Source organism: Georgenia sp., from assembly GCF_054605595.1.
In genome coordinates this window covers 1-14,095 of record NZ_JBTSDU010000012.1, presented here as the reverse complement: position 1 = coordinate 14,095, position 14,095 = coordinate 1, and the positions used below count along the sequence as shown (strand labels likewise).

Below are 14,095 nucleotides of genomic sequence, written 5' to 3'. Positions count from 1 at the left end.
TGTCACTACGAGGGCCTGAGCTTCGTCAGCACCCTTCGGCGGTAGCGGTGGGATTTGAACCCACGGTGGCTTGCACCACACAGCATTTCGAGTGCTGCACCTTCGGCCGCTCGGACACGCTACCTCGCCGGGCGATGTTACCTGCCGCCGTCGCCGCCGCCCAAACCTGCGGCGAGTGCCACCGGTCACCCGGCCGTCAGTCGGTCAGCGTGAGCTCGCCCCAGGTGCGCAGCAGGGGCCGGATGTCGGAGTCGTTCAACAGCACGAGCTCGACCTGGGCCAGATCGGGGAGCGGTTCGTCAGCCCGCTCCACGAGCACGATCTCCCTCAGGAGCTCACGCACGTCGTGCTCGGGCGCCAGGTACACCTCGGACTCGCGCACCCCCGCCGGGTCCACCCGCACGAAGGCCCACCAGCCGTCGGCGGCCAGCGGCGGCTCCGCGCCGGCGAAGGCCAGCGGTACCGCCCACCCGTCCGTCTCGGTCACGGACAACCTGATACGCCGGTGCCGGCCGGACCGGCTGAGCACCTCGAGGATGCCCTCGTCCTCCCCGTCCCACGCCACGTCGGCGCCCGTGAGGTACGACGTCACCACATCGCGGCCGCGCACGTACAGCTCACTGGCGGCCGTGGCCCGCTCCGCGTCCATACCTGGACGGTAGAGCGGTCCGGCGGATCCGGCATCACGGCACACCGAATCGTTACCTGCCGGCGGATTCCCGCCGCCGTGACCCGTTTCCGGCGCCCACGGTCGTAGCCTGTCGTGGTGAGCGAAGCGACCGAGGATGCCTTCCAGCCCGACCTGCGCCGCCACGGCCACCACACCGTCGAGGCGCTCTTCCCCGGTGGGGTGCCGGTGTCCCGGTTCGTCGTGAAGCCCGCCCCGTTCCCGCCCGGGCCCGCGGACCTGCCCGCCGACCCTGACGACGTCGCGGCGGCCCTGGCTCCGGCGCTCGGCGTCCTCCGCGGCCGCAGGGTCACGGCGCTCACGGGGGCGGGGCTGTCCACGGACTCGGGCATCCCGGACTACCGCTCGCCCGGCTCGCCACCACGGCACCCGATGACGCACCAACAGTTCCTCTCCTCCCCCGCGTTCCGCCGCCACTACTGGGCACGCAACCACCTCGGCTGGCGCCACCTCCTGGCCGCAGAGCCGAACGCCGGGCACATCGGCCTCGCACGGCTCGAGCACGCCGGTGTCCTGACCGGTCTGATCACGCAGAACATCGACCTCCTGCATCTCCGCGCAGGGTCGAACCGTGTGGTCCACCTCCACGGCCGATACGACACGGTCCTGTGCCTGCGGTGCGGCGCCCGGTTCACCCGGGCGGAGCACGATGCTGCGCTGGTGGCGCTGAACCCGGGCTGGCGGGAGCGATTCGGCGGCGTCGCCGACGTCGAGGTGGCACCGGACGCCGACGCGGTCCTGGAGTCCACGGCCGACTTCGTGATCGCGGACTGCCCCCGGTGCGGCGGCGTCCTCAAGCCGGACGTGGTGTTCTTCGGCGACAACACCCCGCGGGAGCGGGTGGCGCGGGCCTACGCGTTCCTGGACGACGCCGAGGCCCTCCTGGTGGCCGGGTCGTCGCTCGCGGTGATGAGCGGGCTGCGTTTCGTCCGCCGCGCCGCGAAGGAGGGCAAACCCGTGGTGATCATCAACCGCGGCCCCACGCGTGGGGACGAGCTCGCGACCGTGCGCGTGCACGCCGGGACGTCCGCCGCACTGCCGGTGCTGGCCGGGCAGCTCGCCGGATAGGCGGCTCCTACCGGTCCCGCCAGGAGTGCCGCGGCGCGTAACCGAGCACCCGCCGGGCCTTGTCGATGGACAGCAGGGTGTCGTTCGTGCCGAGGTCGCCGCGCACCGGCACACCGGGGAACTGCTCGGCCACCAACTCGGCGTCGGGCCGGGTCATCACCGTGTCCGGGGAGGCGATGATGAACACGTCGTGCCCGGTGACGTCGAGCTCGAGGGCGCGGAGGACGGCCTGAGCGCCGTCACGGGCGTCGATGTAGCCCCACAGGTTCCACCGCCGCAAGGCGGCGTCGTCGTCGAACGACGGGAACGCGGCGTAGTCCTCGGGGTCCATGACGTTGGAGAAGCGCAGCGAGATGATCTTCAGCGACGGGTCCCACCGCACGAACTCCGCCGCCATCGTCTCCTCGAGGTGCTTGACCAGGGAGTAGCTGGACTCGGGCCGGGCCGGGTACTCCTCGTCCACCGGGACGTACGGCGGCGGCGTCTCGAACGGCAGCCCGAGGACGGTCTCGCTCGAGGCGTGCACGACGTTCTTGATGCCGAGCCGACGGCACGCCTGGAACACGTTGTGGGTGGCGAGGATGTTGTTGCGGAACGTGGCGGTGTCGCTGTGCATACCGGCCGCCGGGATCGCCGCCAGGTGGACGACGGCGTCGACCCCGTCGTGCTGGTCGTCGACGCCGGCGAGCGCGTCGACGACCTGGCCGTAGTCCGTGAGCTCGATCCGGACGAAGCCCGGGCCACGCTCCCCGACGGCGTCGAGGTTGACCACCGTGTGCCCCTGGGCCCGCAGCGTGGCGACGACGGCCTTGCCCAGCTTCCCGGATCCCCCGGTGACGGCGATACGCATGCTCGAAGGCTACCCCGGGCCTGGTCAGGGGCCGCGGCGGGGTCGTCAGCGGATCCGCAGCGGGAGCGTGGCGAACCCGCCGGCCGGGTACGCCGCCCGCGCCGGCTCGCCCGAGCCGGCGGGCTCCACCGCCGTCGTCCCGGCGAAGAGCTCCTCGAGGAACACCCGCAGCTCCAGGCGCGCCAGCGGTGCGCCTGGGCAGTAGTGGACGCCGTGGCCGTAGAGGAGGTTGTCGGCGGGGTCACGGTCGAGCCGGAACTCGTCGGGATCACCGAACACGGACTCGTCGCGGTTGGCCGACGCCCACAGCACCATGACGCGTTCCCCGGCCGGGATGTCCCGGCCGGGGACGGTCACCGGGCGGGTGGTGCGCCGGCGGTTGGCGATGAGCGGCGCGTGGATGCGGAGGATCTCGTCGCAGGCCTCCTCGAGCCGGCTCCGATCGGCGCGGAGCGCCGCCTGGATCTGGGGCCGGGTGGCGAGGAAGTCGGCGATGATCCCCACACCGGCGGCGATCGTGCCGAGCTCGCCGACGCTCCAGTTGCGCACGATGGAGACGATCTCCTCGTCGGTGAGCGGCCGGCCGTCGACGGTCTCGCCAAGGAGCGCGGTGGTGGCGTCCTGCGCGGCGCCGGCCGCGCGGCGGAGGTCGAGCTGCTCGCGGATGTAGCCGTCGAACTCCATGGCGACGGCGGACATGGCGGCCCGGTCGAGCGCGAGCGTGGCACGATGGTTCTTCTTGGTCCACTCCCTCAGCGGCTCGCGCAGGCTGTCCGGCCAGCCCATGAACGCGCACTGCACATGGTTCGCGAAGGGTTCCGCGAACGCCGCCATGAGGTCGACGTCGCCGTCGGTGGGCAGCGCCGCGATCAGCTCGGCGGCGATCGCACGGCACGTCGGCTCGAACGCGGCCATCCGGTCGGGTGTGTAGTACCTGTCGACGATCGCCCGGAACTTCCTGTGCTCGGGCGGGTCCATGCCGTTGGGGACGGAGAGGTGGGCGGAGACGTCGTTGGAGTACGTCTCGTGGTCGCGCAGGATCTCGAGGGTGTCCGCGTGCCCGAACACGGTCCAGTTGCCGTACCCGCTGTGCGCGACAGGGCATCTCCCGCGCATCTGGTCGTACGCGGCGATCTGGTCGGCCTGCACCTCCGCCGATCGCGGGTCCCAGTCGATGCGCTGCGAGTCGTCCATGCTGTTCTTCCCTTCGTCGCGGCCCATCTTGTCGCGTCGCACGCGGTCGGGGCTCATCGCGTCGTGAAACCCGCGAGTCCCTCGGGCTCCTCCTCGGTCACCGCGACGCGGACGACCGAGGCGTGGCGCGGTCCGCGCCCGGCCCATTCCACCAGCCCGGCGACCGCGTCGGCGGGGCCCTCCACGACGACCTCGACGGCGCCGTCGTCGCGGTTGCGCACCCAGCCGCAGACCCCGAGGCGTTCGGCCTCGTGGACGCACGAGTACCGGTAGCCCACGCCCTGCACGCGGCCGTGGACCACGAGACGACGGCGGATCATGAGGAGAGTGTGGCGCGCCGGCCTCAGCGGTGCGCGTCGAAGAAGCCGCGCAGCAGGGCCGCGCACTCCGCCTCACGCACCCCGCCGACCACCTCGGCGCGGTGGTTGAGCCGAGCGTCGCGGACGACGTCGCGCACCGAGCCGGTGGCGCCGGCCTTGGGGTCCCATGCCCCCAGCACGACCCGCGGCACCCGGGCGAGGACGAGCGCCCCGGCGCACATGGTGCACGGCTCGAGGGTGACGACCAGTGTGCAGCCCGCCAGGCGCCACGTGCCCAGGGCCTGGGCGGCCTGGCGCAGGGCGAGCATCTCGGCGTGGGCGGTGGGATCGCCATCGGCCTCGCGGCGATTGCGGCCCCGGCCCAGCACCGCACCGTCCGGCCCGAGGACGACGGCGCCGACGGGGACGTCGTCGCTCGTCAGAGCCTCCCGGGCGAGGTCGAGCGCGAGACCCATGGCGCCGTCGAGATCCTCGTTCACGGACCCCATGATGGCGCAGCCGGACGTTGGTCACGGTCGCAGCCGACAGGGACGGTAGATTCCCCTCATGCGCCTGCACGTCGCGGACCACCCGCTGATCGCCCACAAGTTGACCGTCCTGCGGGACCAGAACACCGAGTCCCCCACGTTCCGGCTGCTGGTCGACGAGCTGGTCACGCTCCTCGCCTACGAGGCCACGAGGGACGTCCGCGTCATCCCGATCGAGATCACCACCCCGGTCGCCACGACGGTCGGCACGCACCTCGCGGCGCCGCGCCCCATCGTGGTCCCGATCCTGCGGGCCGGGCTCGGGATGCTCGAGGGCATGACGCGCCTGCTGCCCACGGCGGAGGTCGGGTTCCTGGGCATGCAGCGCGACGAGACCACCTACGAGGCCATCACCTACGCCAACCGGCTGCCCGAGGACCTCTCGGGGCGCCAGTGCTTCGTGCTGGACCCGATGCTCGCGACCGGGCACACCCTCGTCGCCGCGATCGACTACCTGCTCGAGCGTGGGGCGCGCGACGTGACCGCGATCTGCCTGCTCGCCGCGCCCGAGGGGCTGCGCACGCTGGACGAGGCGATCGGCGACCGGGGCGACGTCACGATCGTCACCGCCGCGGTGGACGACCGGCTGAACGAGCAGAAGTACATCGTGCCGGGGCTCGGCGACGCGGGCGACCGCCTCTACGGCGTCGTCGACTGATCGGAGCGGGACATGGACGCACCGGAGTTCGCCGAGGACCTGCTCGGGCCGCCGTGGGTGGCCCGGACCATTCCGCTGGGCGACCGCACCGACGGGGGTGAGGAGCCCGGCGCGCCGGACGTCGCGACGCTGGTGCACCGGGCCGACGCGGGCGGGCGGCGGCAGGCCGTGCTGTACCTGTCCGGCTTCGTCGACTACTTCTTCCAGACCGAGCACGCCCAGGCGTGGACCGACGCGGGTTACGACTTCTACGCCCTGGACATGCGCCGCGCCGGCCGGTCGACCAACGGGCACCCCCGGCCCGACGACGTGCGCGATCTGCGGGTGCACGAGGAGGAGATCGGGGCGGCGCTGCGGCTCCTGCGGGCCGGCGGCGCCGACCAGGTGGTGCTGCTCGGCCACTCCACCGGCGGGTTGCAGGCGGTGCTGTGGGCGGCCGACCACCCGGGCACCGTCGACGCCGTCGTGCTCAACTCACCCTGGCTCGACCTCAACCGGGGCTGGTTCGACCGCGTCGTCGCCACGGCGCTCGTCGACCGCCTCGGGGCGCGGTGGCCGAGCCGACAGGTCGGGAGCCTCGGCGAGGCGTACGGCCGCGCGCTCCACCGCGACACAGGCGGCGCCTGGGACTACGACCTCACGCTCAAGCCCCATGCGGGCTTCCCCGTGCGGGCCGGCTTCTTCCGCAGCGTGCGCCGCGCGCAGGCGGAGATCGCGCGCGGCCTCGACGTCTCGGTACCCGTGCTGCTCGCCTGCTCCACCCGGTCCGGCGACCGGGTCGCCCCGGGCCCCGCCGAGCTGACCAGCACGGACGTCGTGCTCAGCGTGGAGCAGATGCTCGAACGGGCGCCGATGATCGGCGACGACGTCACGATCATGCAGGTCCCCGGCGGCATCCACGACCTCGCGCTCTCGCCGTCCACGGCGCGGGAGCACTACACGCGCGGCGCAGTCGAGTGGGCGAACTCGCGATTGCGGGAGCTCGAGGCCCCGGCGGGGTGAATCAGCACCGCTCGAGCACGGCGACGGCGGCCCCGGCCGGGTGAATCGCCACGGCCCGAGCCCGACGGCGGCGGCCGCCCCGGCCGGGCGAATCAGCACGACCCAGGCCCGACGGCGGCAGCCCCGGCAGTGGTGCGCCGGGCCGGCGCTACGGCGTCGGATCGTCACCGCGAGCCGATCGCGACGATCAGCTGCGCGCTCCTGGACCGCCGTCGTCGCGGACCGGGGGCTCGGGCTCCGTTGCCGCCTCCGACGCCGACTCCTCCTCGCCCTCGCCCTCTTCGAGGATGACCTCGAGGGTGTGCCGTGCCTCCTCGGGAACGTCCCATGTGTCGCGCAGCTCGGTGCCGCGCATGAGGCTCACCGCGACGACCCCGATGACCGCGAAGACCGCCGCGATGCCGAACACGAGGCCGATGCCGTCGCCGTAGGCACGGTGGATCACGTCCGCCGCCGCGGGGGGCAGGGCGCTGAGGTCGAGGGAGGACGTCGATGCGTCCAGGTGCGAGGTGTCCACGCCGAGCCGGCTGAACCCGTCCATGGTCAGCCCCGTCACGCGCTGGGCGTAGACGGCGCCGAGCACCTGGATGCCGAGCGCCCCGCCGAGCGTGCGGAAGAACGTCACCGAGGAGGTCGCCGCCCCCACGTGCGCGACGGAGACGGTGTTCTGGACGGCGAGCACGAGGTTCTGCATCGCCGCCCCCAGTCCGAGGCCGGCGATGAGCAGGTAGACGCCGATGAGCCCCAGGGAGGTGTCGGCGCCGACGGTCGCCATGAGGCCGATACCGACCATGAGCAGCACCGTGCCGGCCATCACGGACGGCTTCCACCGTCCACTGACGGTCACGATCCGGCCCGCCACGGTCGAGGACACGAGGAGCCCCACCATGAGCGGGAGCCCCAGCCAGCCGGCCACCGTGGGCGAGTAGCCGCGGCCGATCTGGAAGTACTGGCCCAGGAAGACGTTGGCGCCGAACATCACGGTCCCCACGGCGAGGCTGGCGACGATGGCGAGGGCGGTGGTGTGCTCGGTGACGATGCTCATCGGCACGATCGGCTCCTCGACCCGCTGCTCGACCAGCACGAAGGCGACGGCGCCGACGAGCGCGCCACCGACCATCGCCGCGCTCTGCCAGGAGATCCACGGGAAGGCATGGTTGGCGAAGGAGACCCACATGAGCAGTAGGACGGCCGCGGAGGAGATGAGCGCGGCGCCGACCCAGTCGATCTTGGCCTTGCGGCGCCCCGCGTCGGGAACCTTGAGGTTCCTGGTGATGACGACGATCGCCACCAGCATGAACGGCACGGCGCTCCAGTACGTCCAGCGCCACCCGAGCCAGGGAATGTCGACGATGACGCCGCCGATGAGGGGGCCGGAGACGGTCGCGACCGCCAGGACCGCGCCCATGTAGCCGTTGTACCGGCCCCGCTGCCGCGGCGGGATGATCGTGGCGATGATGATCTGGACGAGCACCTGCATGGCGCCCATCCCCAGGCCCTGGACCACGCGGACGGCGATGAGCATCCCGGCGGAGGTGGCGGACCCGGAGAGCAGCGAGCCGAGGGTGAAGACCCCCATCGCGATCAGCAGGAGCCGCTTCTTGTCCATGAGGTCCGCGAGCTTGCCCACGATCGGCGTCACGGCCGTGGAGGCAAGGATCGCCGCGGTGATGATCCACGTGTACTGCTGCTGGGTGCCGCCGATCTCCTCGACGATCACCGGCAGGGCGTTGGCCACGATGGTGTTCGCGAGCATGGCGACGAACAGTGCCAGCAGCAGACCGGTGAGGACCTTGAGGATCTGCTGGTGCTCCTTGTGTGCGGCCTGGGCCGCTGCCGGGCTCATCCCGGCATAGGCGCGCCCGGACACCGGGTCCTTCGTCTTCGCGGGCTTCTTGGGGGCCCGTGCGCGGGTGTCACGGTTCTCGCGTTGCGTCACGCGTGGTCCTTCGTCTGGATCGGGTGGGTCGGGGAATCGAGCGGCGGGGCCGGCGGCAGGAGCGGCTGGGTCGTGGCGAGCCGGCCGTAGACGGTTTCCGCTGTGCTGGTGAGCTCCTCGAAGTCCTTCGCGAACTGGGCGATGCGCTCGGTGGACCAGTCCTGGAGCGTCTCGGAGATCACCGCGAGGTGCGCGGCCCGGACCCGCGCGAGGCGGTCACGCCCCAGGTCGGTCAGGGAGACCAGCGAGGCGCGGCGGTCCTCGGGGTCGGGGCGCCGGCGGAGCAGGCCGTCACGCTCGAGCGTGCCGATCTGCCGGCTGATGACCGAGGGGTCGACGAACTGCTGCTCGGCGATCGCGGTCAGCCGGCACTCGTTGGCGCGGTGGACCAGGGAGAGCAGGTAGACCTGAGTGGGCTGCAGCCCGCACGCCCGCGCCACCGTGGCACCGAAGTGCCGGACCCGGCGGCCGTAGAGCACGAGCTGTTCCAGGACCCGGTCGACGTCGGTCCCGCGCTGGTCGGCGGTGGAGGGAGGATCTCCGGTTGCGGACATTCCGCCGAGTGTACGCGTACATGCACCATGCATCTATTGATCGAAGGTGTTCCTTTCCCCACACCGCGGTCGCCGGCCCGGGACCCCGCTGCAGCCGGCTCGTGGCCCGGCTACGGCCGGGCACGAGGTGTGGTCCGGCTCAGCCGCGCACGTCGTGCAGGTGGTGCAGCACGTCGTGGATGAAGTACTGGCTCAAGGTGCGCACGGTGAACGCTGAGCCGTCGCTGCGCAGCCCGCGGCGCTCCCACCGGCCCTGCGGCACCGCGGCGAAGGCGTCGGCCAGCCGGTGCGCGTCGGCCTCGAGCCCCTCGGCCACCACGGAGGGGTCCATCGCGCCGTACGCCTGCTCGACGGCGGCCGCGTCCTGGTCCCAGTTCGGGAACGTCGGCTCGTCCTCCTCGAGCATGAGCCGCAGCCGCTCGGTGAAGACGCGGCAGACGTCACGCACATGCGCCGCGTACTCGAGCGGGGACCACGTGCTCGCGTCCGGCCGCTCCGCGACGTCGGGCCGGCGCAGCACGTCCCGCCAGCGCCCGACGGCGCCGCGCAGCGCCGCGGCCACCGTCCCGGGGTCTTCGCCCGCAGGCTCCACGCCACACTCCGGGCACCGCTCGCGCAGCACCCAGGTCCAGTCCTTCGTGTCCGGCTCGATGCCCATACCCGCTCCCGTCGCCCGGCACGCCCGGACATTCCAGACCATCGACCCGGCTCCGCCGTGCCGTTGAGACCTACAGTGTGGTCATGCCCGCGCCCCTGGTCGACCCCGGCCCCGACCTCACCCGGGAGCAGATCCAGCGCTACTCCCGGCACCTGCTGCTCGACCGGCTCGGTCCCCTGGGCCAGCGCCGCCTGCTCGCCGCGCGGGTCCTCGTCGTCGGCGCCGGCGGCCTCGGCACCCCGATCCTGCAGTATCTCGCCGCCGCCGGCGTGGGACACCTGGGCATCGTGGACGACGACGTCGTCGACGCCTCGAACCTCCAGCGCCAGGTCATCCATGCCCTCGCCGACGTCGGCCGGCCCAAGGTGGACTCGGCCGCCGAGAAGATCGCCGCCCTGAACCCGGATGTGACCGTCACGCGCCACCACCTGCGCCTCGACGCCGCCAACGCCGGCGGCGTCGTCGCCGGCTACGACCTCGTGCTCGACGGCACCGACAACTTCCCCACCCGCTACCTCGTCAACGACGTGTGCGCCGAGCTCGGTGTGCCGCTCGTGTGGGGCTCCATCCTGCGCTTCGACGCCCAGGTCTCGGTGTTCTGGTCCCGCCCCACCGACGGGCGGCCGGGCATGACGCTGCGTGACCTGTTCCCCGCCCCGCCCCCCGCGGGCTCCACCCCCTCGTGCGGAGAGGCCGGTGTGCTGGGCGCGATGTGCGGCCAGGTCGGCTCCGTGATGGCGGCCGAGGCCGTCAAGCTCGTCACCGGCGCGGGTGACCCGCTGCTCGGCCGGGTGCTCGTGCTGGACGCACTCGGGGCCCGCTGGACCGAGCTGCCGGTCCGCCCCCGCCCGGGCGCCACCGCGCCCACCACGGTCGCCGAGCTCGGCTACGACCCGACCGGCAGCCCGGCCGGGTCGCTCGGCGCCCCGCTCTGTGCCCTGCCCGCCGCCGCAGAGCCGGAGCCGACACCGGTGCCCGGGATCGACGTCGGCACGCTCGCGCGGCGCCTGGCCGCCCGCGGGCGCGGGGCCGATGCCTTCGTGCTGCTGGACGTGCGCGAGGCGGCCGAGCGCGACATCGTCATCATCCCCGGCGCGGTGCACGTCCCCCTCGCCCAAGTGCTGGCGGATCCGACGGCGGTCGTCGAGCGGATCGGCGCCGCCGTCGCGGGCACACCAGGCGCGCCGGACGCCCCGGACGCGCCCGAGATCCTCGTGCACTGCCGCAGCGGAGCGCGTTCGGCCCGGGCCGCCCGGGCCCTGGCGGCGGTCGGCGCCCGAGCCACGAACGTGGACGGCGGCGTCCTCGCCTGGGCCGCCGAGATCGACCGAGCCGCACCCGTCTACTGACCCGAGCCCGCCCCACGACCCGAACGCCCGGTCCCCGCCCACCGCCCGGAGGAGCCTGATGATCACCGTCGAGCAGCACCTCGACCACGTGCTGACCACCGTCCCCGTCCTCGCCCCGCGCCACCTCACGCTCACCGAGGCGCTGGGGTGCGTCCTGGTGGAGGACGTCGTCGCGACCCTGGCGGTGCCACCGTTCGACAACTCGGCCATGGACGGCTACGCCGTGCGCGCGGCCGACATCGCCGCCGCGAGCGTCGAGGCTCCGGTGCGGCTACGGGTGGTCGCCGACCTGCCGGCCGGCTCACCCGAACGGCCCGAGGTGGGTCCGGGGACCGCGGTGCGGATCATGACCGGTGCCCCCGTCCCGCCGGGCGCGGACGCCGTCGTCCCCGTGGAGGCGACCGACCAGCCCGCCGGGCCAGGCGCCGGGAGCGCGTTGCCCGAGCACGTGGAGATCCGCGAGGCGCCCGTGCTCGGCGCCCACATCCGCCGTGCGGGCGGGGACATCCGCCCGGGGGACCCGGTGCTCGCCCTGGGTTCGATGCTCGGCCCGCGCGACCTCGCCGCCGCCGCCTCGACCGGGCACGGCACCGTCCTGGTGCAGCCGCCGGTGCGCGTGGGCGTGCTCTCGACCGGCGCCGAGCTCGTCCGCCCCGGCATGCCCCTCGGCCCCGGGCAGATCCCCGACTCCAACAGCACGCTCGTGACCACCCTCGTCGCGACGCTCGGCTCCCGGCCCGTCCCCCTGGGTTCGGTACCCGATGACGCCGAGACGCTGCGGGTCCGGCTGCGCGAGAGCCTGGCGGACGTCGACGTCGTCGTCACGACCGGTGGCGTCAGCGCCGGCGCCTACGACGTGGTCAAGGAGGTGCTCGCCCCGCTCGGCGACGTCACCTTCACCAGCGTCGCGATGCAGCCCGGCAAGCCCCAGGGTTTCGGCGTCCTGCACGCCGACGACGGCCGGGCCGTGCCGATCTTCGCCCTGCCGGGCAACCCAGTGAGCGTGTTCGTCAGCTTCGTGCTGTTCGTCGACCCCGCGCTGCGGGTGATGGGCGGGCTCGCCCGGCCCGACCAGCGCGACCGGCTCGCCCCGCTCCACCTCGACGCCGTCGCGGACGCCGGGTGGCGCACGTCGGCGAACCGGCGCCAGTACATGCCGGTGGTCATCGAGGAGCGCGACGTCGACGGCGAGGCGGTGCGCGTGGTCCGGCCGGCCGCCGCGGGGGGCTCCGGATCGCATCTGGTGGGCTCGCTGTCGCGCGCGGCCGGGCTCGCCGTGGTCGAGGCCGAGGTCGACAGGGTGCACCCGGGCGACGCCGTGCGCGTCATGATGGTCCCGTGACCGACCCGGCCCCGCCCCCGCTCCGCCTCACCCATCTCGACGACGCCGGCCATGCCCGCATGGTGGACGTCACCGGCAAGGTACCGACCGTCCGCGAGGCCGTCGCCGTCGGCGAGGTCCGCTGCAGCAACATCGTCATGACGGCACTGCGGGAGGGCACCGTGCCCAAGGGTGACGTGCTCGCCGTCGCCCGGATCGCGGGGATCGCGGCGGCCAAGCGCACGCCCGAGCTCCTGCCCCTGGCGCACACCATCGGCGTGCACGGCGCGACGGTGGACCTCGACCTCGCCGCAGACCGGGTGCTCATCACCGCCACGGTGCGCACCGCGGACCGGACCGGGGTGGAGATGGAGGCGCTCACCGCCGTCTCGGTGGCGGCGCTGGCCGTGGTGGACATGGTCAAGGGCGTGGACCGCTCGGCGGAGATCACCGGGCTGAAGATCGTGGCGAAGTCCGGCGGTCGCTCCGGCGACTGGCGCCGGCCGGGGTACTGACCGTGGCGGTCGTGGATGCTGACGGCGCGCCCACCGGGGCGGTCCGGGGGCGAGGGTTCGACGCGATCGTCCTGGCCGGGGGGACGGCCCGTCGCCTCGACGGCGTCTCCAAGCCCGACGTCGAGCTCGGTGGGCGTCGGCTGCTCGACCACGCCCTCGCGGCGACGTCGGGCGCGCGCGCCGTCGCCGTCGTCGCACCGGATTCCGTCCGGGTGCCCGAGGGCGTACACCGCACGCTCGAGGACCCGCCGCACGGCGGACCCGAGGCCGGGATCGCGGCCGGGATCGCCGCGCTCGACGCCGGCGCCCCGGATCCCGTTCGGGTGCCCGAGGGTGTACGCCGCACGCTCGAGGACCCGCCGCACGGCGGACCCGTGGCCGGGATCGCGGCGCTCGACGCCGGCGCCCGCCCGGCCGAGGGCGTCCCGGAGCCCGGGTCTGCCCCTGGCACCCGGGACCCGATGGCCGACAGCACCAGGGACGGCGCGCCATGGGTGCTCGTCCTCGCGTGCGACGTCCCGTTCGCCGCCGGGGCGGTCCCCCGCCTGCTCGACGCCGTGGCCGCGGACGCCGAGGTGGACGGCGCCTGCCTGCGGGACTCCTCCGGCTACCTGCAGTGGCTCGTCGGCGTCTACCGCACCGGGAGCTTGCGCGCCTCCCTCACCGCGCTGGGTGGGCGCACCCGCGGCGCGTCCGTCAAGGCCCTGGTGGCTCCGCTCACGGTCGTCTCGGTCGCGGCCACGGGCCACGAGGCGCTCGACGTCGACACGTGGGAAGACCTCGGCGCGCTGGAGGAGTGACCTCAGGCGTCGTGCGCGCCGCCGCCGAGCTGGTCGATGACGTGGCGGACGATCGGTGCGAGGACGCCGACGGCGTCGCGCACCCCACCGGTCGAGCCGGGGACGTTGACGACGAACGCCTCACCCGCGCTGCCCGGGGCGATCCCGGCCAGTCCGCGCGAGAGGATCGCGGCCCGGACGGTGCCCGCGGCACGGATCGCCTCGGCGACGCCCGGCAGCTCACGGACCAGCAGCGGGCCGGTGCCCTCCGGCGTGAGGTCGCGGGGCCCGATGCCGGTTCCACCAGTGGTCAGGACGACGCGCGCCCCGCGGGCGAGGGCCCTCTGGATCGCGGCGCGGACGCTCTCGACACCGTCGGGGACGACGGTCACCGCCGCGGCCACTCCCACCTCGGCGAGCAGGGCGGCCGCGAGCGGGCCGGAGCGGTCCTCGGCCTCGCCGCGCGAGCACCGGTCGGAGACGGTGATCACCGCACCCGGGATGCTGTCGGGGGGGGCTACGCTCGGGCGCTCCGGGGGTTCCACGCGCAGGTGGTCCGGGGGTTCCACGCGCAAGTGGTCCGGAGCACGCCCGGGCAGGTGGTCCGGGGCACCCGTGCCTGCGAGGGCGGGAGTGCTCGACGACTCGGTGCTCACCGCGCCACGTTAGCGCC

The 14,095-nt window shown here is 73.7% G+C and carries 16 protein-coding genes and 1 tRNA gene; 7 read left to right on the top strand and 10 right to left on the bottom strand.

The genetic code is table 11. The annotated features are described in order from the left end of the window. Positions 1 to 39: 39 nt before the first annotated feature. A tRNA-Ser gene (locus ACYC1Z_RS03000) sits at positions 40 to 124 on the bottom strand. 72 nt (positions 125 to 196) lie between these two features. Further along, positions 197 to 649, bottom strand: a complete 453-nt coding sequence (locus ACYC1Z_RS02995; RefSeq protein WP_461408047.1) for a hypothetical protein — start codon at positions 647 to 649, stop codon at positions 197 to 199. Positions 650 to 907: 258 nt separating this feature from the next. Between ACYC1Z_RS02995 and ACYC1Z_RS02990 the strand changes: the two genes are divergently transcribed. Then, on the top strand, positions 908 to 1,756 hold the full coding sequence (locus tag ACYC1Z_RS02990) for an NAD-dependent protein deacetylase (protein ID WP_461408081.1): 849 nt from the start codon (positions 908 to 910) through the stop codon (positions 1,754 to 1,756). A gap of 7 nt (positions 1,757 to 1,763) precedes the next feature. On the opposite strand, the gene ACYC1Z_RS02985 is transcribed toward ACYC1Z_RS02990, so the two are convergent. The 4 genes from ACYC1Z_RS02985 to ACYC1Z_RS02970 are packed head-to-tail and all read right to left on the bottom strand — an operon-like array spanning position 1,764 to position 4,575. After that, the gene (locus tag ACYC1Z_RS02985) at positions 1,764 to 2,606 is read right to left on the bottom strand and encodes an NAD-dependent epimerase/dehydratase family protein (RefSeq protein ID WP_461408046.1); all 843 of its coding nucleotides are present in this window, start codon (positions 2,604 to 2,606) and stop codon (positions 1,764 to 1,766) included. 45 nt (positions 2,607 to 2,651) lie between these two features. Then, a complete protein-coding gene (locus tag ACYC1Z_RS02980; RefSeq protein ID WP_461408080.1) occupies positions 2,652 to 3,800 on the bottom strand; it encodes a cytochrome P450 in 1,149 nt (382 codons plus the stop codon). A gap of 53 nt (positions 3,801 to 3,853) precedes the next feature. After that, a complete protein-coding gene (locus ACYC1Z_RS02975; protein WP_461408045.1) occupies positions 3,854 to 4,120 on the bottom strand; it encodes an acylphosphatase in 267 nt (88 codons plus the stop codon). A gap of 23 nt (positions 4,121 to 4,143) precedes the next feature. Next, the gene (locus ACYC1Z_RS02970) at positions 4,144 to 4,575 is read right to left on the bottom strand and encodes a nucleoside deaminase (protein WP_461408079.1); all 432 of its coding nucleotides are present in this window, start codon (positions 4,573 to 4,575) and stop codon (positions 4,144 to 4,146) included. A 91-nt stretch (positions 4,576 to 4,666) separates the two neighbouring features. On the opposite strand from ACYC1Z_RS02970, the gene upp reads away from it, so the two are divergent. Both upp and ACYC1Z_RS02960 read left to right on the top strand, forming a co-directional pair. After that, on the top strand, positions 4,667 to 5,305 hold the full coding sequence (gene upp / locus ACYC1Z_RS02965) for a uracil phosphoribosyltransferase (protein ID WP_461408044.1): 639 nt from the start codon (positions 4,667 to 4,669) through the stop codon (positions 5,303 to 5,305). A 12-nt stretch (positions 5,306 to 5,317) separates the two neighbouring features. Next, positions 5,318 to 6,307, top strand: coding sequence for an alpha/beta fold hydrolase (locus tag ACYC1Z_RS02960; RefSeq protein WP_461408043.1), 990 nt, complete (start codon positions 5,318 to 5,320; stop codon positions 6,305 to 6,307). 187 nt (positions 6,308 to 6,494) lie between these two features. On the opposite strand, the gene ACYC1Z_RS02955 is transcribed toward ACYC1Z_RS02960, so the two are convergent. The 3 genes from ACYC1Z_RS02955 to ACYC1Z_RS02945 form a co-directional block, all read right to left on the bottom strand. Beyond that, positions 6,495 to 8,153 (bottom strand): MDR family MFS transporter, encoded by a 1,659-nt coding sequence (locus tag ACYC1Z_RS02955; RefSeq protein WP_461408078.1) that lies wholly within the window; start codon positions 8,151 to 8,153, stop codon positions 6,495 to 6,497. 89 nt (positions 8,154 to 8,242) lie between these two features. After that, on the bottom strand, positions 8,243 to 8,800 hold the full coding sequence (locus ACYC1Z_RS02950) for a MarR family winged helix-turn-helix transcriptional regulator (protein WP_461408042.1): 558 nt from the start codon (positions 8,798 to 8,800) through the stop codon (positions 8,243 to 8,245). Positions 8,801 to 8,939: 139 nt separating this feature from the next. Further along, the gene (locus ACYC1Z_RS02945) at positions 8,940 to 9,458 is read right to left on the bottom strand and encodes a DinB family protein (protein WP_461408041.1); all 519 of its coding nucleotides are present in this window, start codon (positions 9,456 to 9,458) and stop codon (positions 8,940 to 8,942) included. An 83-nt stretch (positions 9,459 to 9,541) separates the two neighbouring features. Between ACYC1Z_RS02945 and moeB the strand changes: the two genes are divergently transcribed. From moeB to mobA, 4 genes are read left to right on the top strand one after another with little or no spacing between them, the layout of a single operon-like run. After that, positions 9,542 to 10,807, top strand: a complete 1,266-nt coding sequence (gene moeB / locus ACYC1Z_RS02940; protein ID WP_461408040.1) for a molybdopterin-synthase adenylyltransferase MoeB — start codon at positions 9,542 to 9,544, stop codon at positions 10,805 to 10,807. Between the two features lie 58 nt (positions 10,808 to 10,865). Further along, positions 10,866 to 12,149, top strand: a complete 1,284-nt coding sequence (locus ACYC1Z_RS02935; protein WP_461408039.1) for a molybdopterin molybdotransferase MoeA — start codon at positions 10,866 to 10,868, stop codon at positions 12,147 to 12,149. Beyond that, on the top strand, positions 12,146 to 12,643 hold the full coding sequence (moaC, locus tag ACYC1Z_RS02930; RefSeq protein WP_461408038.1) for a cyclic pyranopterin monophosphate synthase MoaC: 498 nt from the start codon (positions 12,146 to 12,148) through the stop codon (positions 12,641 to 12,643). The genes ACYC1Z_RS02935 and moaC overlap by 4 nt, the downstream gene beginning before the upstream one ends. A gap of 11 nt (positions 12,644 to 12,654) precedes the next feature. Beyond that, a complete protein-coding gene (gene mobA, locus ACYC1Z_RS02925; RefSeq protein ID WP_461408037.1) occupies positions 12,655 to 13,443 on the top strand; it encodes a molybdenum cofactor guanylyltransferase in 789 nt (262 codons plus the stop codon). Positions 13,444 to 13,445: 2 nt separating this feature from the next. Here mobA and ACYC1Z_RS02920 read toward each other — a convergent pair whose 3' ends face one another. After that, a complete protein-coding gene (locus ACYC1Z_RS02920; protein ID WP_461408077.1) occupies positions 13,446 to 13,967 on the bottom strand; it encodes a MogA/MoaB family molybdenum cofactor biosynthesis protein in 522 nt (173 codons plus the stop codon). Between the last annotated feature and the right edge of the window lie 128 nt (positions 13,968 to 14,095).

Excerpts from the sequence above, each read along its gene's own strand:
- ACYC1Z_RS02995 (WP_461408047.1), bottom strand. The coding sequence starts at position 649 with ATGGACGCGGAGCGGGCCACGGCCGCCAGTGAGCTGTACGTGCGCGGC.
- ACYC1Z_RS02985 (WP_461408046.1), bottom strand. The coding sequence starts at position 2,606 with ATGCGTATCGCCGTCACCGGGGGATCCGGGAAGCTGGGCAAGGCCGTC.
- ACYC1Z_RS02980 (WP_461408080.1), bottom strand. The coding sequence starts at position 3,800 with ATGGACGACTCGCAGCGCATCGACTGGGACCCGCGATCGGCGGAGGTG.
- ACYC1Z_RS02975 (WP_461408045.1), bottom strand. The coding sequence starts at position 4,120 with ATGATCCGCCGTCGTCTCGTGGTCCACGGCCGCGTGCAGGGCGTGGGC.
- ACYC1Z_RS02970 (WP_461408079.1), bottom strand. The coding sequence starts at position 4,575 with ATGGGTCTCGCGCTCGACCTCGCCCGGGAGGCTCTGACGAGCGACGAC.
- upp (WP_461408044.1), top strand. The coding sequence starts at position 4,667 with ATGCGCCTGCACGTCGCGGACCACCCGCTGATCGCCCACAAGTTGACC.
- ACYC1Z_RS02960 (WP_461408043.1), top strand. The coding sequence starts at position 5,318 with ATGGACGCACCGGAGTTCGCCGAGGACCTGCTCGGGCCGCCGTGGGTG.
- ACYC1Z_RS02955 (WP_461408078.1), bottom strand. The coding sequence starts at position 8,153 with ATGAGCCCGGCAGCGGCCCAGGCCGCACACAAGGAGCACCAGCAGATC.
- ACYC1Z_RS02950 (WP_461408042.1), bottom strand. The coding sequence starts at position 8,800 with ATGTCCGCAACCGGAGATCCTCCCTCCACCGCCGACCAGCGCGGGACC.
- ACYC1Z_RS02945 (WP_461408041.1), bottom strand. The coding sequence starts at position 9,458 with ATGGGCATCGAGCCGGACACGAAGGACTGGACCTGGGTGCTGCGCGAG.
- moeB (WP_461408040.1), top strand. The coding sequence starts at position 9,542 with ATGCCCGCGCCCCTGGTCGACCCCGGCCCCGACCTCACCCGGGAGCAG.
- ACYC1Z_RS02935 (WP_461408039.1), top strand. The coding sequence starts at position 10,866 with ATGATCACCGTCGAGCAGCACCTCGACCACGTGCTGACCACCGTCCCC.